The organism is Pseudomonas sp. GW821-FHT12A04, assembly GCF_058807755.1.
This window is the reverse complement of record NZ_JBXAQZ010000003.1, coordinates 69,582-88,947: the sequence shown is the minus strand read 5'-3', so window position 1 is coordinate 88,947 and position 19,366 is coordinate 69,582. Positions and strand designations below refer to the sequence as shown.

20 protein-coding genes are annotated in these 19,366 nt (G+C 59.9%); 16 read left to right on the top strand and 4 right to left on the bottom strand.

All coding sequences use genetic code 11. The features are described from left to right. Positions 1 to 165: 165 nt before the first annotated feature. From AC1RS8_RS05850 to AC1RS8_RS05790, 13 genes are all read left to right on the top strand, one after another. Positions 166 to 528 (top strand): response regulator, encoded by a 363-nt coding sequence (locus AC1RS8_RS05850; protein ID WP_489338540.1) that lies wholly within the window; start codon positions 166 to 168, stop codon positions 526 to 528. A 74-nt stretch (positions 529 to 602) separates the two neighbouring features. After that, positions 603 to 1,901, top strand: coding sequence for a glycosyltransferase (locus AC1RS8_RS05845; RefSeq protein ID WP_489338541.1), 1,299 nt, complete (start codon positions 603 to 605; stop codon positions 1,899 to 1,901). A 105-nt stretch (positions 1,902 to 2,006) separates the two neighbouring features. Further along, positions 2,007 to 2,897 (top strand): phosphatidylinositol-specific phospholipase C domain-containing protein, encoded by an 891-nt coding sequence (locus AC1RS8_RS05840; RefSeq protein ID WP_057714768.1) that lies wholly within the window; start codon positions 2,007 to 2,009, stop codon positions 2,895 to 2,897. A 61-nt stretch (positions 2,898 to 2,958) separates the two neighbouring features. Continuing rightward, positions 2,959 to 3,864, top strand: coding sequence for an AraC family transcriptional regulator (locus AC1RS8_RS05835; RefSeq protein ID WP_090455307.1), 906 nt, complete (start codon positions 2,959 to 2,961; stop codon positions 3,862 to 3,864). 360 nt (positions 3,865 to 4,224) lie between these two features. Beyond that, complete coding sequence (locus tag AC1RS8_RS05830) at positions 4,225 to 5,535, top strand: ABC transporter substrate-binding protein (RefSeq protein ID WP_489338542.1); 1,311 nt, start codon at positions 4,225 to 4,227, stop codon at positions 5,533 to 5,535. Positions 5,536 to 5,688: 153 nt separating this feature from the next. Next, the gene (locus tag AC1RS8_RS05825; protein ID WP_090455310.1) at positions 5,689 to 6,615 is read left to right on the top strand and encodes a carbohydrate ABC transporter permease; all 927 of its coding nucleotides are present in this window, start codon (positions 5,689 to 5,691) and stop codon (positions 6,613 to 6,615) included. Positions 6,616 to 6,623: 8 nt separating this feature from the next. Next, a complete protein-coding gene (locus AC1RS8_RS05820; protein WP_489338543.1) occupies positions 6,624 to 7,454 on the top strand; it encodes a carbohydrate ABC transporter permease in 831 nt (276 codons plus the stop codon). A 164-nt stretch (positions 7,455 to 7,618) separates the two neighbouring features. Beyond that, positions 7,619 to 8,722, top strand: coding sequence for an ABC transporter ATP-binding protein (locus AC1RS8_RS05815; RefSeq protein WP_489338544.1), 1,104 nt, complete (start codon positions 7,619 to 7,621; stop codon positions 8,720 to 8,722). Between the two features lie 16 nt (positions 8,723 to 8,738). Then, the gene (locus AC1RS8_RS05810) at positions 8,739 to 10,211 is read left to right on the top strand and encodes a mannitol dehydrogenase family protein (protein ID WP_489338545.1); all 1,473 of its coding nucleotides are present in this window, start codon (positions 8,739 to 8,741) and stop codon (positions 10,209 to 10,211) included. Between the two features lie 167 nt (positions 10,212 to 10,378). Further along, positions 10,379 to 11,875: a xylulokinase gene (gene xylB / locus AC1RS8_RS05805; protein ID WP_489338546.1), complete on the top strand. Its 1,497-nt coding sequence runs from the start codon at positions 10,379 to 10,381 to the stop codon at positions 11,873 to 11,875. A gap of 13 nt (positions 11,876 to 11,888) precedes the next feature. After that, entirely contained in the window at positions 11,889 to 12,833 is a 945-nt protein-coding gene (locus tag AC1RS8_RS05800; protein ID WP_493162473.1) for a carbohydrate kinase family protein, read from the top strand. 311 nt (positions 12,834 to 13,144) lie between these two features. Further along, positions 13,145 to 13,411: a DUF2790 domain-containing protein gene (locus tag AC1RS8_RS05795; RefSeq protein WP_489338548.1), complete on the top strand. Its 267-nt coding sequence runs from the start codon at positions 13,145 to 13,147 to the stop codon at positions 13,409 to 13,411. A gap of 91 nt (positions 13,412 to 13,502) precedes the next feature. Further along, the gene (locus AC1RS8_RS05790) at positions 13,503 to 13,898 is read left to right on the top strand and encodes a hypothetical protein (RefSeq protein ID WP_223502563.1); all 396 of its coding nucleotides are present in this window, start codon (positions 13,503 to 13,505) and stop codon (positions 13,896 to 13,898) included. Here AC1RS8_RS05790 and AC1RS8_RS05785 read toward each other — a convergent pair. Next, complete coding sequence (locus tag AC1RS8_RS05785; RefSeq protein WP_489338549.1) at positions 13,895 to 14,161, bottom strand: DUF1652 domain-containing protein; 267 nt, start codon at positions 14,159 to 14,161, stop codon at positions 13,895 to 13,897. The two genes, AC1RS8_RS05790 and AC1RS8_RS05785, sit on opposite strands and share 4 nt — an antisense overlap. 278 nt (positions 14,162 to 14,439) lie before the next feature. Here AC1RS8_RS05785 and eco point away from each other — a divergent pair, with 278 nt between their 5' ends. Continuing rightward, positions 14,440 to 14,922, top strand: coding sequence for a serine protease inhibitor ecotin (gene eco, locus AC1RS8_RS05780; RefSeq protein ID WP_489338550.1), 483 nt, complete (start codon positions 14,440 to 14,442; stop codon positions 14,920 to 14,922). A 64-nt stretch (positions 14,923 to 14,986) separates the two neighbouring features. On the opposite strand, the gene ilvA is transcribed toward eco, so the two are convergent. Beyond that, on the bottom strand, positions 14,987 to 16,000 hold the full coding sequence (ilvA, locus tag AC1RS8_RS05775) for a threonine ammonia-lyase, biosynthetic (RefSeq protein ID WP_489338551.1): 1,014 nt from the start codon (positions 15,998 to 16,000) through the stop codon (positions 14,987 to 14,989). Between the two features lie 247 nt (positions 16,001 to 16,247). Between ilvA and AC1RS8_RS05770 the strand changes: the two genes are divergently transcribed. Continuing rightward, positions 16,248 to 16,583: a DUF2834 domain-containing protein gene (locus AC1RS8_RS05770; protein ID WP_223502566.1), complete on the top strand. Its 336-nt coding sequence runs from the start codon at positions 16,248 to 16,250 to the stop codon at positions 16,581 to 16,583. A gap of 140 nt (positions 16,584 to 16,723) precedes the next feature. Here the strand turns inward: AC1RS8_RS05770 and AC1RS8_RS05765 are convergent, their stop codons facing one another. Together AC1RS8_RS05765 and AC1RS8_RS05760 are read right to left on the bottom strand one after the other, a co-directional pair. Continuing rightward, positions 16,724 to 17,875 (bottom strand): PQQ-dependent sugar dehydrogenase, encoded by a 1,152-nt coding sequence (locus tag AC1RS8_RS05765; protein WP_489338552.1) that lies wholly within the window; start codon positions 17,873 to 17,875, stop codon positions 16,724 to 16,726. Positions 17,876 to 17,942: 67 nt separating this feature from the next. Further along, on the bottom strand, positions 17,943 to 18,290 hold the full coding sequence (locus AC1RS8_RS05760; RefSeq protein WP_090455332.1) for a hypothetical protein: 348 nt from the start codon (positions 18,288 to 18,290) through the stop codon (positions 17,943 to 17,945). 193 nt (positions 18,291 to 18,483) lie between these two features. Between AC1RS8_RS05760 and ku the strand changes: the two genes are divergently transcribed. Further along, the gene (gene ku, locus AC1RS8_RS05755; RefSeq protein ID WP_057714753.1) at positions 18,484 to 19,335 is read left to right on the top strand and encodes a non-homologous end joining protein Ku; all 852 of its coding nucleotides are present in this window, start codon (positions 18,484 to 18,486) and stop codon (positions 19,333 to 19,335) included. The last annotated feature ends 31 nt before the right edge of the window (positions 19,336 to 19,366 follow it).

The following is a 19,366-nucleotide window of genomic DNA, read 5'->3' as shown; positions in this document are numbered from 1 at the left end:
GCGCAAGGTCCTACATTGCGCTGCTCCCGCGTTATCCTTGCCTGGCTTGTACCGTCAATCCTTTTTCCATCGCGCAGGGAACTTGTCGGGATCCGCCACTTACTCATGCAAGAGGCCGGTGATTTCCAGCGACCGGCAATGCCAATCTTTTTCGGGAACTCGACCATGTCATCCGCCAACGGCTCCACCATCCTTGTCGTCGAAGACGATGCCATCGTGCGCATGCTGATCGTCGACGTCCTGGAAGAACTGGAATTCAAGGTGCTGGAAGCCGATGGCAGCGAACAGGCACTGGTGATGCTCAAGGACTTGAACCAACACATTGACCTGATGATGACTGATGTTGGCCTGCCGGTCATGGACGGCCGCGAGCTGGCCAATGAAGCAAGAGCTTTACGTCCAACCCTTCCGATATTGTTCGCCAGCGGTTATGCCGAAAACATTGAAGTACCTCCAGGCATGCACTTGATCGGCAAACCCTTCTCCATTGATCAGTTACGCGACAAGGTCAAAAGCATTCTCGAGTAACCCTGCGCTGCGCTGTGGTTTAATGCGCGCCTTTTTCGTCCCTGCCCTGTCTTCGCTTCAAGGAAATCCCGTACATGATTGAGCCCCGCGCAACCAAAGTCCTGGTCATTGGTTACGTCTGGCCCGAGCCCCGCTCTTCCGCGGCCAGCGGGCATGTCATGCAGATTCTCGACGTTTTCCTGGACCAGGGCTGGAACATCACGTTCAGCAGCCCGGCAGGCTTCGGCGAGCAACGTGCAGACCTGACAGCGTTAGGTATTGACGAAGTACCCATCGAGCTGAACAACAGCAGTTTCGACGCATTCATCAGCGAACTGGCGCCGGACATCGTGTTGTTCGATCAATTCATGATGGAGGAACAGTTCGGCTGGCGGGTCGAGAAGCATTGCCCCGATGCCTTGCGCGTGCTCGAAAGTTGCGACCTGCAAAGTCTCAGGCTGGGTCGGCATCAACGCCTCAAGGAGCGTTTGAAGGCCAGTGACGACAACAATGACTTCAACGAACTGTTCGCCCCGGCGGCGCGCGAAGAGTTCGAACACATGGCTGATACCGATCTGGCGAAGCGCGAGATCGCCTCATTTTATCGTTGTGATTTGACGCTGATGGTTTCCGAAGTGGAAGTCGAATTGCTGGTCGAGCAGTTCAGGTTTCCCCGCAACCTGTTGCACTGGTGCCCGTTGATGGTCGATGTTCCGTCCCGTGCATCGGTTCCGTTCGAAGACCGGGCACACTTTCTTCATATCGGTAACTTTCGCCATGCGCCCAACTGGGATGCGGTGCTCTGGTTGAAAACCGCTATCTGGCCATTGATTCGCGAGCAGATACCCGGCGCTCAATTGCATATCTATGGTGCCTACACACCACCCAAGGCGACTGCCCTGCATAACCCGGCCCAGGGTTTTCATGTGATGAACTGGGCAGAAGACGCCCTGCAAGTCATGTCGTCGGCGCGGGTCTGTATGGCACCGCTGCGTTTTGGGGCGGGAATCAAAGGCAAGATTGTCGATGCGATGCTCTGTGGCACGCCGAATGTGACGACGCCAGTGGGTGCCGAGGCGATGCATGGTCAAGAGGCATGGCCCGGTGCAGTGACCCGTTCGGCACGCGAGTTCGCCGATCATGCCGTGCAACTGCACAACGACAAGACGCGCTGGCTTGACGCCCAGGCGCACGGGACAACCCTGCTTGCCAGTCGCTACCGAAAATCCGTTCATGGCCCGGCCCTGATCCAGCGGCTGGTCGATTGCCAGCAGAATCTGGCAAACATAAGACGAGATAACTTTACCGGCAGCATGCTGCGTCATCACCAGCACAAGAGCACTCAATACATGGCGCAATGGATTGAGGCGAAGAACCGACTGAATCAGGAGTAGCCCACTTTTCTTGTGCAATACATAGTTACCGCCATTGCTGTGCCCGACCGGTTAATCTGACCGCTTCACACCCAATGGATGGGGTGATTCGCACAAGGAATGGCCATGACCAGCAATACGCGTGGTTTGCTCGACAAGCAAACCTGGATGAGCAGCACCCTCGAAATCAATCAACTCAAACTCACCGATATCGTCTGGCCTGGCGTGCATAACGCCGGAATGGACAAAAAAGCGCCCAACCACGATGCGGTGCTCGGCCATTGGACGATTTGTCAGAACGACACTTTTTCCTGGCAACTGGCCAACGGCGCCCGCGCCTTTGATATCCGTCTTGGCTACACCGCCGGTGCGGCTCGATCGGGCTTCTACTTTCACCACAACGGCTTTCGCTCGCACCGCGCCCTGGACGATCTGATCGACGCGGTACTGCTGTTCCTTGATCGAAACCCGGACGAATTTATCGTGCTGGACTTCCATCAACTGGCTGATGGCAATAAACCTTTCGATCATGAAAGGTTCAGTGACTGGCTCGTGCGACGTCTAGGGCTGCGGGCCGTCCTTCCAGGCGACAGATTCAAAACGGTTGGAGAACTCAAAAGTGCGAGCCCACATCGCCGGGTGATCATGGCGGCACCCGCCCTGTCGGCGCTCGATGGCGAGTACTTCTGGCCTCGCATCCCGCACAAATGGCGCGACAACGCGTTCTCCGCCCCCGCCGAGCTGCAACGCTACATCGCGCAAACCCTGGAAGATGCGCCCTACGAAACCTTCCTCTGGTCACTGTCCGCGACCACCTACTCGCTGCTCGGCGGGCCCGGAAATATCAAGCGGCAGATCAACGACTGGTTCGACACCACGAGAAACTGGGTCACGCGTTGCAGCATCATCAGCACCGATTTTTTCGACGAGTCCGACATCGTTCGGTATTGCTGGAGCGCCACCAGCATGAAAGCGGTTTACGGCCGTGCGTTGCACGAACAGACGCACCGGCGGTAGTAGCGCTATCCATCCGGCAAGAGGCATGATCGGGGCGGGATAACTACACAAGCGCCCTGACATGACCCGTACCGCCAGAGTCACCGATCCTTCCTATGAGTTGATGGACGACCACAACGGCTTGTCCATCATCTATCGCCAGCACGGTTTCCCCTGCCCTCTGGTGCGCTGGCATTTCCACAAGGAATACGAACTGCACCTGATCGTCGCCAGTTCCGGCAAGGTGTTCATCGGCGACTACATCGGCAACTTCTATCCCCGGACACTGTTTCTCACCGGCCCCAACCTGCCCCACAACTGGATCAGCCAGGTGGCCGAGGATGAAGTGGTGCCCAAGCGCGACATGCTGGTCAACTTCACCGATGAGTTGTTCGATAGTGGCTATCAGGTGTTCGCCGAACTCAAGGCCCTGGCACCGCTGCTGGAGCGCGCGCAGTACGGTATCGAGTTTCGCTGCAAGCACACCATCGACAAGGCGATGGACCTGATGCAGCGCATCGCCGATACCACCGGTATGACCCGGCTCGGGCACTTTTTCATTCTGCTGGAGTTGCTTGCGGCCACCGACGACTACCAATTGCTCTCTGGTGCCACAACCCCGCAACTGGCGGACGAGCACAACATTGATCGCACGAACCGCGCGGTGGATTACATTTTTGCCCACTACGCCCGGGACTTGACGCTGGAAGAGGTCGCCGAGCACCTGGGTATGAAGCCGACGTATTTCAGCCGGGTATTCAAGCAGGCCACCGGGCGCAATTTCATCGAATTCGTCAATCGCCTGCGCATCAGCAAGTCCTGCGAGTTGCTGGCCGATGGCGACAAGCCAGTGACCGATGTCTGCTTCGAATCGGGCTTCAACAATATTTCCAACTTCAACCGGCGCTTCCAGCAGCTCAAGGGCATGACGCCTTCGCATTACCGGCGGCTGGTGGTGCAGCGGTTGACCGAGCAAAACCTGGGTTGAAGACACGCCTCAAATTCCTGTGGGAGCGCGCTTGCTCGCGATGAGGCCGTGTCAGTCGACATTTATTAACCTGATACACCGCCATTGTCGGATCGCCGCCCGGACCAAGCTCGCTCCCACAGGTACAGCGTTACCCCCTGAAACCTGTACGGATTCAATACCCCTCCTTCGCTGAAAAGCCCTTCCCTGCGTCTACCCCTCAAAACTTCAGTGCAAAAAAGTATCGATTGAAGTGCGATGGATGATTTGTCTCGCCCTCGATTGAAGGATGTAATCAGCGCACATTCTTCCTGCCTTCGGAAGACACAAAAACAATAACTGTCCTTCTGTAGCCCGCCGGGTGCAGAAAAGGAGTGCACGATGCAACCTTCGGTAAAAGCCCTGCTTGCCCTCACCTGCATGACCCTCAGCAGCGTCAGCCTTGGCGCACAGACCCTGACCATCGCCACCGTCAACAACAGCGACATGATCCGCATGCAAAAGCTCTCGAAAACCTTCGAGGCCGAGCATCCGGACATCAAGCTCAATTGGGTAGTCCTCGAAGAAAACGTCCTGCGCCAGCGCCTGACCACCGACATCGCCACCCAGGGCGGGCAATTCGATGTGCTGACCATTGGCATGTACGAAGCCGCACTCTGGGGCGCCAAGGGCTGGCTGGAACCGATGAAGGATTTGCCGGCTGGTTACGCCCTCGACGATGTGTTTGCGTCGGTGCGCGAAGGCCTGTCTGTCAAAGGCCAGCTGTACGCCCTGCCGTTCTACGCCGAAAGCTCGATCACCTATTACCGCACCGACCTGTTCAAGGACGCCGGCCTGACCATGCCCGAGCGCCCGACCTGGGAGCAGATCGGTGAATTCGCCGCCAAACTGAACAAACCCGAACAGGAACAGTACGGCATCTGCCTGCGGGGCAAGGCCGGCTGGGGCGAGAACATCGCGCTGATCAGCACCGTGGCCAACGCCTATGGCGCGCGCTGGTTCGATGAAAAGTGGCAGCCGGAATTCAACGGTCCCGAATGGAAAAACGCGCTGAACTTCTATGTCGACACCATGAAGAAATCCGGCCCGCCGGGAGCGTCGAGCAACGGTTTCAATGAAAACCTGGCGCTGTTCAATAGTGGCAAATGCGCGATCTGGGTCGATGCCAGCGTCGCCGGCTCGTTCGTCACCGACAAGTCCCAGAGCAAGGTCACCGATCACGTCGGCTTCACCTATGCGCCGCATCAGGTCACTGACAAGGGCTCGGCCTGGTTGTACTCCTGGGCGCTGGCCATTCCGACCAGTTCCAAGGCCAAGGACGCAGCGAAAACCTTCAGCGCCTGGGCCACGTCCAAAGAATACAGCGCACTGGTCGCGGAAAAAGACGGCATCGCCAACGTGCCGCCGGGCACCCAGGCCTCGACCTACAGCGAGGCGTACATGAGTGCCGCGCCGTTCGCCAGGGTCACGCTGGAATCGCTCAAGGCCGCGGACCCGAGCAAGCCGGGCGCCAGACCTGTGCCGTACATCGGCATCCAGTTGGTGACCATTCCCGAGTTCCAGGGCATCGGCACCCAGGTCGGCAAATCCTTCTCGGCGGCTCTGATCGGCCAGACCACGGTCGACCAGGCGTTGGCGGCGGCCCAGCAAACCACCGAGCGCGAGATGAAGCGCGCGGGTTATCCCAAGTAACCGGCAGTAGCCTGCCCCTGTTCCCTGTGGGAGCGAGCTTGCTCGCGATGAGTCCATGACATTCAACAGTGATGTCGGCTGACAGATTGCTATCGCGAGCAAGCTCGCTCCCACAGTTGATCTTCATTGCCTGTACCCATTCGGTTTAACACCATGAATACATCAACTGCAAAAGCTCACATGGACATAGCCCAGCCGCAGCGCAAAAGCAGCGTGGCCAATCCCGGCTGGTTTCTGGTCAGCCCTTCGGTGGCATTGCTGCTGTTGTGGATGATCGTACCGCTGGGTATGACCGTCTACTTCTCGACGATTCGCTACAACTTGCTCAACCCCGGCGAGAACGAGTTCGTCGGCCTGGAAAACTTCACCTACTTCCTCACCGACTCCGGCTTTGTGCCCGGCGCCACCAACACGCTGTTGCTGGTGGGCAGCGTGCTGCTGATCAGTGTGGTATTCGGCGTGCTGATCAGTGCATTGCTGGAGGCCAGTGAGTTTTTCGGTCGCGGCATCGTACGGGTGATGCTGATCTCGCCGTTTTTCATCATGCCCACGGTGGGCGCACTGATATGGAAGAACCTGATTTTCCATCCGGTGTCGGGGATTCTCGCCTACGTCTGGAAGCTGTTCGGCGCGCAACCGGTGGACTGGCTGGCGCACTACCCGCTGCTGTCGATCATCATCATTGTCTCGTGGCAATGGCTGCCCTTCGCAATCCTGATCCTGATGACCGCCATGCAGTCCCTCGACCAGGAACAGAAAGAAGCCGCGCGCCTGGACGGTGCCGGGCCCATCGCGATTTTCTGGCACCTGACCCTGCCGCACCTGGCGCGGCCGATTGCGGTGGTGGTGATGATCGAAACCATCTTCCTGCTCTCGGTGTTCGCCGAAATCTTCACCACCACCAACGGCGGTCCCGGCTACGCCTCGACCAACCTCGCCTACCTGATCTACAACCAGGCGCTGGTGCAGTTCGATGTCGGCATGGCCTCGGCGGGCGGCCTGATCGCCGTGGTCATCGCCAACATCGCCGCGATCATCCTGGTGCGGATGATCGGCAAAAACCTGACCGACAAAGCCTGAGGCCTGCCATGACTCTTCAACAATCCCGTCGTTTGCAAAGCCTGCTGCTCGGTACGTTGGCCTGGGCCATCGCGATCCTGATCTTCTTTCCGATCTTCTGGATGGTACTGACCAGTTTCAAAACCGAAATCGATGCCTTCGCCACGCCGCCGCAGTTCATCTTCATGCCGACGCTGGAGAACTACCTGCACATCAACGAGCGCAGCGACTATTTCAGTTTCGCCTGGAACTCGGTGGTGATCTCCTTCAGCGCCACCGCGCTGTGCCTGCTGATCGCGGTGCCGGCGGCCTACTCCATGGCTTTCTACGAAACCCAACGCACCAGAGGCACGCTGCTGTGGATGCTCTCCACCAAAATGCTGCCGCCGGTGGGCGTGCTGATGCCGATCTATCTGCTGGCGAAGAGTTTCGGCCTGCTCGATACACGGATCGCGCTGATCGTCATCTACACGCTGATCAACCTGCCGATCGTGGTCTGGATGATTTACACCTACTTCAAGGACATCCCCAAGGACATCCTCGAAGCCGCGCGGCTGGACGGCGCAACGCTGGCACAGGAGATGCTCCGGGTGTTGCTGCCCATCGCCAAGGGCGGCCTGGCATCCACGGTGCTGCTGTCGTTGATCCTGTGCTGGAACGAGGCGTTCTGGTCGCTGAACCTGACCTCGTCGAAAGCCGCGCCACTGACCGCATTGATCGCCTCGTACTCAAGCCCCGAAGGGTTGTTCTGGGCCAAATTGTCGGCCGTCTCGACCCTGGCCTGTGCGCCGATCCTGATCTTCGGCTGGGTCAGCCAGAAACAACTGGTGCGCGGCCTGTCGTTCGGCGCCGTGAAATGAATACCGCTAACCGAATGCGACTCCTGTGGGAGCGAGCTTGCTCGCGATAGCGGTGGGTCAGTCAGCATCAATGCCGACGGATACACCCTCATCGCGAGCAAGCTCGCTCCCACCAAAAAGCCCACCTGGTTCAACTGAATAAAAACAAACGGAGGCCCATCACCATGGCCAACCTGAAAATCAAGAATCTGCAAAAAGGCTTCGAAGGCTTTTCCATCATCAAGGGCATCGACCTTGAAGTGAACGACAAGGAGTTCGTGGTATTCGTCGGCCCGTCGGGCTGCGGTAAATCCACGCTGCTGCGGCTGATCGCCGGGCTGGAGGAAGTCAGCGGCGGCACCATCGAACTCGACGGCCGCGACATCACCGAAGTGAGCCCGGCCAAGCGCGATCTGGCGATGGTGTTCCAGACCTACGCCCTGTACCCGCACATGAGCGTGCGCAAGAACATGTCGTTCGCCCTCGACCTGGCCGGCGTGGCGAAAGCCGAAGTAGAGAAGAAGGTCAGCGAAGCGGCGCGCATCCTCGAACTGGGGCCGATGCTGGAGCGCAAACCCAAGCAACTGTCCGGCGGCCAGCGCCAGCGCGTGGCGATTGGCCGGGCCATCGTGCGCAACCCGAAAATCTTCCTGTTCGACGAACCGTTGTCCAACCTTGATGCCGCCCTGCGGGTGCAGATGCGCCTGGAACTGTTGCGCCTGCACAAAGAACTGCAAGCCACGATGATCTACGTGACTCACGATCAGGTCGAAGCGATGACCATGGCCGACAAAGTGGTCGTACTCAATGGCGGCAAGATCGAGCAAGTCGGCTCGCCGCTGGATCTCTATCACCAGCCGGCCAACCTGTTCGTCGCCGGTTTCCTTGGCACACCGAAAATGGGCTTGCTCAAGGGCAAGGTCACCCGCGTCGACAGCCAGGGCTGTGAAGTGCAGCTCGACGCCGGAACCCGCGTCAGCCTGCCCTTGGGCGGCAGGCATCTGAGCGTCGGGAGTGCGGTGACGCTGGGTATTCGCCCAGAGCACCTGGAACTGGCCAAACCCGGCGACTGCGCCTTGCAGGTCACCGCCGATGTCAGCGAGCGCCTGGGCAGCGACACCTTCTGCCACGTCCGGACGGCATCCGGCGAAGCCCTGACCATGCGCGTTCGCGGCGATCTGGCCAGCCGCTACGGTGAAACCCTGAGCCTGCATCTGGATGCGCAACACTGCCATTTATTCGATGCCGACGGCGTGGCGTTGACCCGCCCGTTGCGCGTCGCTGCCTGATTTCAGAGAGCCTGCGATGAAATTGAACCAACTCAACCTCAACCGCCTCGCCCCTGAAGTGGTCCTGCCCGCCTACGCTCTGGGCGAGACCCGCCAAGGTATCGCGCACATCGGGGTCGGCGGTTTCCACCGTGCCCATCAGGCGTACTACACCGACGCCTTGATGAATACCGGTGAAGGCCTGGACTGGGCCATCTGCGGTGTCGGCCTGCGCGCTGAAGACCGTCGCGCCCGTGACGATCTCAAGGATCAGGATTATCTGTTCACCCTGTTCGAACTCGGCGATAGCGACGACACCGAAGTGCGGGTGATCGGCGCCCTTCGTGACATGCTGCTGGCCGAGGACAGTGCCCAGGCATTGGTCGACAAACTGGCCAGCCCCGAGATCCGCATCGTCTCGCTGACCATCACCGAAGGCGGGTACTGCATCGACGACAGCACCGGCGAGTTCATGGCGCACTTGCCGCAGATCCAGCATGACCTGGCGCACCCTGGCGCACCGAAAACCGTGTTCGGCTTCCTGTGTGCCGCACTGGCCAAGCGCCGCGCCGCTGGCACAGCGGCCTTCACCCTGATGTCCTGCGATAACCTGCCGCACAACGGCGCCGTCACCCGCAAGGCCCTGCTGGCCTTTGCCGCCTTGCACGACAGCCAGTTGCGCGACTGGATCGACGCCAACGTCAGTTTCCCCAACGCCATGGTCGACCGCATTACACCGATGACCAGCACCCTCCATCGCCTGCAACTGGCGGACCGGCATGGCGTGGACGATGCCTGGCCGGTGGTCTGCGAACCCTTCGCGCAATGGGTGCTGGAAGACAGGTTCGTCAACGGTCGCCCGGCCTGGGAAAAAGTCGGCGTGCAATTCACCGACGACGTCACGCCCTACGAAGAAATGAAGATCAAGCTGCTCAACGGCAGTCATCTGGCGCTGACGTACCTGGGATTCCTGAAGGGTTACCGCTTCGTCCACGAAACCATGAACGACCCGCTGTTCGTGCGTTACATGCGCGCCTACATGGACCTGGACGTGACGCCACAGCTGCCGGCGGTGCCGGGAATCGACCTGACCGAGTACAAGAACACCCTGGTGGCGCGGTTCTCCAATCAGGCGATTGCCGATCAGCTTGAACGGGTGTGTTCGGACGGTTCGTCGAAGTTTCCGAAATTCACCGTACCGACCATCAACCGCCTGATCGCCGATGGCTGCGATACTCGGCGCGCGGCGTTGGTGGTGGCGGCTTGGGCGCTGTATCTCAAAGGTGTGGATGAACAGGGCGAGACCTACACGATTGCGGATCCACGGGCGGCGTTCTGCCAGGCGCTGGTGGCCGATGATGTGCTGATTACCCAGCGCTTGCTGGCGATCGAGGAGATTTTTGGTACGGCCATTGCGCGCTCACCGGAGTTTGTCGCGGCGTTTGAGTGGTGCTGCAACAGTTTGCGCGAGGTTGGGGTGTCTCGGACGTTGGAACGGGTGCTGGCGTAAGTCCTGCGGTGGACCTGCTGCCGCCTTCGCGAGCAAACCCGCTCCCACAAGGAATTTTGTGAGCAACACCAAACCCTGTGGGAGCGAGCTTGCTCGCGAAGGCGGCCTGACAGGCACCGGGAATGGTGAATCCAGACTTGTATCTAGCTGACGACCAGGAATACTGCATGACAACCCGACAACTCTTCCTCGGCATCGACTGCGGAACCCAAGGCACCAAAGCCATCATCCTCGACACGGCCAATGGTGAAGTGCTCGGCCAGGGAACCGCCAGCCACAGCCTGATCAGCGGCCCCAATGGCCGCCGCGAACAGGACACCCAGCAGTGGCTGGAAGCCTTCGCCACCGCCACTCGCCGCGCATTGCTCGCGGCCAAAGCCGATGGCCAGTCGATCCTCGGCATTGGCGTGTCCGGCCAGCAACACGGCCTGGTGCTGCTCGACGATCAGGGCAAGGTGTTGCGTGCGGCTAAACTCTGGTGCGACACCGAAACCACCCCGGAGAATGACCGACTGCTGGCCCACCTGGGTGGCGAAAAGGGTTCGCTGAAACGCCTTGGCGTCGTCATCGCGCCGGGCTACACCCTGTCCAAGCTGTTATGGACCAAAGAGCAGCATCCCGACGTGTTCTCCCGGATCGCCCGCATCTTGCTGCCCCACGACTACCTCAACCATTGGCTCACTGGCCGCAGTTGCAGCGAATACGGCGATGCCTCGGGCACCGGGTATTTCAATGTGCGTACGCGCCAGTGGGATGGGCAATTGTTGCGTGACATCGACCCCAGCGGACGCCTGCAAGCGGCGCTGCCGGAACTGATCGCCCCCCATCAGGCGGTCGGCACGATTCTGCCAGACATCGCCGAACACCTGGGCATCAACCCGCGGGCAATGGTGTCCAGTGGCGGTGGCGACAACATGATGGGCGCCATCGGCACCGGCAACATCCAGCCTGGCGCAATCACCATGAGCCTCGGCTCGTCAGGCACGGTGTACGCCTACGCCGATCAGCCGAACGTCGCCACGGATGCCGCGGTTGCCACGTTCTGTTCCTCCAGTGGCGGCTGGCTGCCTTTGATCTGCACCATGAACCTGACCAATGCCACCAGCCTGATTCGCGAGCTGCTGGACCTCGACATCGATCAATTCAACGACCTCGTTGCCCAGGCGCCAATCGGTGCCGACGGTGTGTGCATGCTGCCGTTCTTCAATGGCGAACGTGTGCCCGCCCTGCCCCATGCCAGCGCCAGCCTGTCGGGCCTGACCATGACCAACCTGACCCCGGCCAACCTGTGCCGCGCGGTGGTCGAAGGCACGACGTTCGGTTTGCGTTACGGACTGGACCTGCTACGCCGCAATGGCTTACAAAGCCGCAGCATTCGGCTGATTGGGGGTGGGTCAAAAAGTGCGGTCTGGCGGCAAATCGTCGCCGACACCATGAATACGCCGGTGATCTGCACCGAACAAAGCGAGGCCGCAGCCTTGGGTGCGGCGATTCAGGCGGCCTGGTGCGTATCCCGGGCGAGCGGGCACGAAGACAGCCTGGCGCAATTGTGCGAGCGCTGCGTAAAACTCGACCTGGCCAGTGAAACCCTGCCGGTCGCCGACAATGTGCAAGCCTGTCAGCAGGCGTATGAACGCTATCAACAGCATGTCGCAACCCTTTGAAGAGTGAACAACTATGTACCTGGTGTGTGGCGAAGCGCTGTTCGATTTTTTCAGTGAAAACGACGCCAGTGGGCTGGCGTCCAAAGTGAACTTCAAGGCCATTGCCGGTGGCTCGCCGTTCAACGTGGCGGTGGGCTTGCGCCGCTTGGGTGTGGACGCGGCGCTGTTGGCCGGGTTGTCCACCGACTATTTGGGCCGGCGCCTGCTGCAAGTGCTGCAAGATGAGGGCGTGTGCCTGGACTACCTGCTGGAGTTTGCCGCGCCGACCACCCTGGCAATGGTCGCCGTGGGCGCCAATGGCTCGCCGCAGTACAGCTTCCGTGGCGAAGGTTGCGCGGATCGACAGTTGCAACCGGAGCACCTGCCGACACTCGGGCCTGAGGTACGCGGCCTGCATATCGGCTCGTTTTCCCTGGTGGTGCAGCCGATTGCCGACACGCTATTGGCATTGGTGCGCCGGGAAAGCGGCAAGCGCCTGATCAGCCTCGATCCGAACGTGCGCCTGAATCCGGAACCGGACATTGAACTGTGGCGTAAACGAGTCGCGACACTGGTAGAACTGGCCGACCTGATCAAGGTCAGCGACGAGGACCTGCATCTGCTGTACCCCGACCAGGACACGGCGCAGGTGATCGAGGGCTGGTTGCAGCACCGCTGTCAGCTGGTATTCCTGACCCGGGGCGGCGAAGGCGCGACCGTGTTCAGCCGGGCACATGGTTCGTGGTCGGCCCCCGCCTGTTCGGTAAAAATCGCCGACACCGTGGGCGCGGGCGATACCTTTCAGGCGGCGCTGATTACCTGGTTGACCGAACACCAGCTGGATTCGGTAGAGGGCGTGAAGCAACTTGGCCGCGAGCAGATCGACTGCATGCTGAAGTTCGCGGTGCGGGCGGCGGCGCTGACGTGCAGCAAGACCGGGCCGGATTTGCCTTATCGCAAGCAACTGGATTTGCGCTGAATTCGAGGGCCTCTTCGCGAGCAGGCTCGCTCCTACAGGGTTGCGGGTCGTTCACAACATTTGTGTCGACGCTCGGGCATTGTGGGAGCAAGCTTGCTCGCGATGACTTTCTATCAGGCGCCCGATGGTCTTAACTGATACACAGGATCGCGCATCCGCGACAGGCGGTGTTCAGCCGGGTTAACCCTCGCTTAACCGTGCGATCCAACACTTCACTGGACCGCACGCCCTCAGATTGTTCTGACGCCCAGTGCGGCAAGTTCGACAAGCGACACATCGAACTGACATTCCGTCCGCACCGGAGATCGCTGATGAACACTCGCACCCTGCTGGTTACCGCCGCCCTCGCCTGCACCGCATTTGCCGGCCTGGCTCAGGCCAATGAGACCACGACCTCTCAAGCCGTGCCCTATCACTACGGCATGCCATTGCATGTCAGCAAAGTGATTTCACTGACCGAGCCGGACACCCTGGAGTGCAAGGTGGTGAAGGCCGAGATGAAGTACATCGATGACACGGGAAAACCCGCAGAAATTTCCTACCGTAAACTTTCCGACGCTTGCGAGAACCAGGGCTGACCGAAAAGTCTGATTTGGTACTTGGCAGTATTCCTTTGAGGGTTGCGGCGCTATGCTCTAGCGCCTCCCTCTCTGCCCGCAAGGATTCGCCATGCAGTTGTCGTTTCGCACGCTGTCGTTGTTTACCGCCGCCCTATGTCTTTTGCTCAGTCTGGTCTGGGGTCTGACACCGCAATGGTTGTTGTCGTTCTGGGATATCGAGTTTTCATTCGCGGTGGGATTGGTCGCGCGACGCACCGCCGTGCTGTTTGGGGCGTTGAGCGTGTTCTCTTTTCTGGTTCGCAACGCCCCTCTTTGCGCAACCCGCAATGCGCTGAGCCTCGGCTTCGTCGTCGGCTGCTGGGGATTGGCCGTGCTGGGTTTTGCCGAATGGCTCAACGGCCATGTCGGGCCGGGCATTTTACTGGCGGTCGGGTTTGAACTGGCGCTGGGCCTGGCGTTCTTCCAGACCCGGCGCGTGTCCGTGGAGCTCGAAACAGCAGGCTAGAGAGTATTGCCCGGCATAGAGTGCGGTTCGACCTCGACGTGATGCTGTCTGGAACGCAGTTGGACAATCAAGTCGTTTATTTCCCGACAACCATTGAGCCCGGAGGCATCGATGCCAGTGACCAATAGATCGAGCTGATCGGTTTGCCCGTCTGCATAGACCTTGACGGTCATCGACAGGTCCGGTGACAGCGTGCACTGGCAGCGCTGGGGTAGAAAACTGCTTTCGATGATATTGCGAACTTCCAAGGCAGAAAGAAACATGGCGACTCCCTCCTTTGTGAGACTGCCGGACGATCAATGCTCGCTCATTTGCAATCCCGGCAAGCTTCAAGGGCACCTACAGCATAAAACATACCCTGAATTTCGTAGTGCAGTTCATCGGCACTTCAAGGATTTAGACGAATCACCTGTCAACCTGCCATGTGGTTTGCAATAAGCGCCCCGGGCGACCCTGCAATTTGCACGCGGGGGATCCCGGGTTTGCATTCACTGCACACGACAGTGAAAATGCCGCCCTTCACTTCAAGCAAGGAGGCATCATGAATTCTTTGACCGTTAACGCTTGCACAGCGCTGTTCGCACTGGGGCTTGCCGGCGTTGCTCACGCCGCCAAACTCGAAGACACCGCACCCTATCCGAAGGCCGAAAGCGGGTTCACCCGCCAGGTGATCCACCTCGCGCCACAGACCCGGGAAAACGACTTCCAGGTCGAGATCCTGGCCGGCAAGACGATGACCGTCGACTGCAACAACCCGCGCCTGGGCGGTATTCTCGAGGAGAAGAACCTCGAGGGTTGGGGCTATCCGTTCTATCGCCTGGAAAAAGTCATCGGGCCGATGAGCACGCTGATGGCCTGCCCGGGTGGCACGAGCAAACAGGGTTTTGTACCGGTGGTCGGTGACGGCTTCCTGCTGCGTTACAACAGCAAGCTGCCGCTCGTGCTGTACGTGCCCAAGGACATCGAAGTGCACTATCGGATCTGGTCGGCGTCGACCAAGGTCGAGAAAGCCATTCAGGAATAACCTTGCCATCGCGCGGACCCTCGCGGCGCCCGCTTGCGGCGCCCGCTGTCGACCTGCCCAGGCATCATGCCGGGACGCCACTCAACGCGGCGCGCTCGGCCACGTGCCCCAGACTGTCGAAATTGATATTGGCACCCGAGTCGATCGCCACCAGGGTCTGCCCCAAGGCTCCGGTCTGCGCGACGTACCTCTTGATCCCGGCCACGGCCAGCGCACCGGAAGGTTCGGTGATCGAGCGGGTATCGTCGTAGATATTCTTGATTGCGGCGCAAAGTTCATCGTTACTGACCGTCACCACGTCATCGACGCAAAACCGGCAGACCTCAAAACCGTAAGCGCCGATCTGCGCCACCGCCACCCCATCGGCGAAGGTGCCGACGCTCGGCAACACGACCCGTTCGCCGGCATGCATCGCCGCTTGCAGACACGCGGAATGTTCCGACTCGACGCCAATGACGCGAACTTCCGGCCGCAAGTATTTGACGTAGGCGGCGATACCCGCGATCAGCCCCCCGCCACCCACCGGCACGAAGATCGCGTCCAGAGGCCCCTGATGCTGGCGCAGGATTTCCATCGCTACCGTACCTTGCCCAGCGATCACCTCCGGATCGTCGAAGGGTGAAACAAAGGTGCGACCGGTTTCCCGGGCCAAATCCAGCGCACAGGCCAGTGCGAACGGAAAGCTTTTACCGTGCAACACCGCATCGGCGCCGCGACTGCGCACGCCGATGACCTTCAACTGCGGCGTCGTGCAGGGCATGACGATGGTAGCGTTGATCCCCAACTCCCGCGCCGCCAGTGCCACGCCCTGCGCATGATTGCCCGCAGAAGCCGTGACCACGCCACGAGCCTTTTGTGCCTCGCTCAGTTGCACCAGCTTGTTGTAGGCACCGCGGATCTTGAAGGAAAACGTCGGCTGCAAGTCTTCGCGCTTGAGCAGGATCTGGTTGCCCAAGGCTTCGGACAAGGCCGGTGCCGGTTGCAAAGGCGTGCGCACGGCCAGCTCATAGACCGGCGCGGCAAGGATTTTTTTCACGTAGCCTTCAAGCAAGGCCTGTTGATCGGTTGTGAAACTCATCGTCGTCTCCTGACATTGATGGGGGCCCGGGAGACAGAAAGTAAAAACCCGCCTCGAGGGCGGGTTGGGTGCTGCAGTCGTGAGCTAGCCCGCCAAATGAGGAATGGCGGTAATAATGCTTGGCTGGCAGCGCAATACGGTGGAAGTCATGGCTCGAAATTAGCCGGACGTTGATGGCAAGTCAATGGCAAGTTTGCGTTGGTCGCTATAGGCTACCGGTTCTATTCATTGCCCAAGGAAGGAAAACATGAAGGCCATTGCCCTGCCCCTTATCGCCTTGATCGCTTTTGCCGGCTACACGGTTTCAGTGATGCTCCAGGCCGAACAATCGCTGATCGATTTCGGCATCAGCCTGATGTCACGCCCGGATACTGCGCAAGTGGTGATCGATCTTTACCTGCTGGCGACGCTGGCGGCGATCTGGATGTACCAGGATGCGCGAAAGCGCGGGCAGTCGGCGGTTTCGGTGGTGCCTTATCTACTGATTACCGCAGTGTTCGTGTCGATTGGGCCATTGTTGTATCTGGTGGTACGTGGGTTTCAGGATCGAAAGAGTTCAGTTGCCGCGACTCGGCAGATCTGACCGACCTTCCGTAATGAGGTTTAAATTGCAATCGCGAGCAGGCTCGCTCCTACACGAGACTTGAAAAACCGATGCCCTGAAACTCAATACCCGTTCTGCAGCCGCTCACTATGGCGGCTGCAGGACAAGCCAACGGCTGGCTACTTCAACCCCACCTTGTACAACCCGCCGTTCTCCTCATCGGTCAAAACATACAAGTATCCGTCCGGTCCCTGCCGTACGTCGCGGATGCGCTTTTTCAAATCCCCGAGCAAGCGCTCCTCGTGGATCACCTTGTCGCCATCGAACTCCAGGCGGATCAGTTCCTGGCTGATCAGCGCGCCGACAAACACGTTGCGCTGCCAGACCTTGAAACGATCGGCATCGTAGAACGCCATGCCACTCAGGCCCGGGGACTTTTCCCAGACATGATTCGGGACAAGGGTGCCTTCGGCGATTTCACCCTTGGCTTCGGGAATCGGTTGACCGGAGTAGTTGATGCCATGGGTCGCCAGCGGCCAGCCGTAATTCTTGCCGCGCTCGATGATGTTGATTTCATCGCCGCCCTGAGGGCCGTGTTCGTTTTCCCACAGCGTGCCGTTCCACGGGTTGAGCGCCGCGCCTTGCGGGTTACGTTGCCCGTAGGACCAGATCTCCGGGCGCACGTTGGCCTGGCCGACAAAGGGGTTGTCCTTGGGCACAGTGCCATCCGGGTAGATTCGCACCACTTTACCTTGCAGCTTGTCGAGGTCCTGGGCGGTCGGGCGGTCGTTGTTTTCCCCCAGGGTCACGAACAGATAGCCGTCGCGATCAAACACCAGCCGCGAGCCAAAATGGTTGCCCACCGAGAGCTTGGGTTCCTGACGCAGGATCACCTGGAAATCCTTGAGCGCTGTCATATCGTCGGAGAGCCGGCCGCGGCCCACCGCCGTGCCGGCCTTGCCGCCCTGACCGCCACCTTCGGCATAGGACAGATAAACCATCCGGTCCTGCTTGAAGTCGGGCGACAGCGCCACGTCGAGCAATCCACCCTGCCCCTTGGCCCAGACCGTGGGTACGCCATTGAGTGGTGCGGACAACTTGCCTTCGGCGGTCACCAGTCGCAGGTTGCCGGGCCGTTCGGTCACCAGCATGCCTTTGCTATCCGGCAGGAATGCCAGGGCCCAGGGGTGCTCCAGCCCCGTCACGATGGGGGTGACCTCAAGGGTGCCATCTTCGCTTTTCATCGTCTGGGCCGGTGCGGCAAGCACAGGGACAGTGGCGCTGATCAATACGCCGGCACAGAGGGTTGCCAACAGGTTTTTACGCAACATGCAGGATTCCTTTTCTGATGGAAATGAGACTTGGTGAAAAGTAGCGGGCAGACGCGATGCCTGCCACTCAACGGTTGCTGCTACCGGTGTCTCGAGGAGGTGGATTGGGAATGAATTTCGGTGGGCTGGCGGGCGCTGTCCGGTCGGGGTAGCGATTACCAATGCCACCGTTGTCCAGCGTCGGCGGGCGCGGGACCGGCACGGTATTGGGGCCTCGTATGGCCGGGGTGCCGGGTTGGGTGCCTTGCATGCTGTTGGGATTGGCCCGGCGAATCGGACTGTTGTAAGGGTTGTTGTTGGTGCTGCCCGGCAGGTTCTGGGCCAACTGCAACGAAGCAGAGACGTCGGCCTGGACCAAGGAGCCAAGTACGCCACTCAAGGCCAGTGCAATGGCGCCAAACACGTATCGGTTCATGGGGGTGCCTCTCTGCGTCCGCGTGGGTAAGGACTTCGATACCACGCTACGCCCGAGGTTCGGATTTGTTAACCAAAAACTCCCCGTCACGATCTGGCACCCGGTTGATCCGGCGGGGGAACCGGCGCGCAGACCACAGAAACTTTTGCCCAGGACCGCAGGTCACCTGAACATCACTTGCGAGTAGACGACCATGGCACGGGCAATCTGGAAAGGCGCAATCAGCTTCGGACTGGTGCACATCCCCGTGGCGCTGGTCTCCGCAACGTCCTCCCGAGGCGTCGATTTCGACTGGCTCGACAGCCGCAGCATGGACCCGGTGGGCTACAAGCGTGTCAACAAGGTGACGGGCAAGGAAGTCACCAAGGAGCACATCGTCAAGGGCGTGCAATACGAAAAGGGCCGGTACGTGGTGCTCAGTGAAGAGGAGATCCGTTCCGCTCATCCGCTCTCGACCCAGACCATCGACATTTTCTCCTTTGTCGACGGCAAGCAGATTCCCTTGCAGAACATCGACACGCCTTACTACCTGGCTCCCGACAAACGTGGCGGAAAGGTCTATGCGCTGCTGCGCGAAACCCTGAGCAAAACCGGCAAGGTCGCCCTCGCCCGCGTGGTCTTGCATACCCGTCAGCACCTGGCCGCATTGATGCCGCTGGAATCGGCACTGGTCCTGGTGATGCTGCGCTGGCCGGCCGAGGTGCGAAGTCTCGATGAACTGGCGCTGGGCAGCGAAGTGACCAGCCCCGAACTGGCCAAGGGCGAACGGGACATGGCCAAACGCCTGGTGGAGGACATGAGTGCCGAGTGGACGCCGGACGACTATCGGGACGGCTTCGAAGACAAGATCATGGCCCTGGTGGACAAGAAGGCCCGTGAAGGCAAGATCGAAGACGTCGAAACCGCTTCTGGTGAAGAGGAGCGCAAAACGGCGGATGTCATTGACCTGACCGAACTGCTCAAGCGCAGCCTCGGCAGCGGTAAAGCAGCGTCCAGGCCGAAGGCGGGCAGCAAACCGGTTGCCAGGAAGAAAGTCAGCAAGTGATCCGTTGGATATCCCGGCCTGCTCGCGAAGC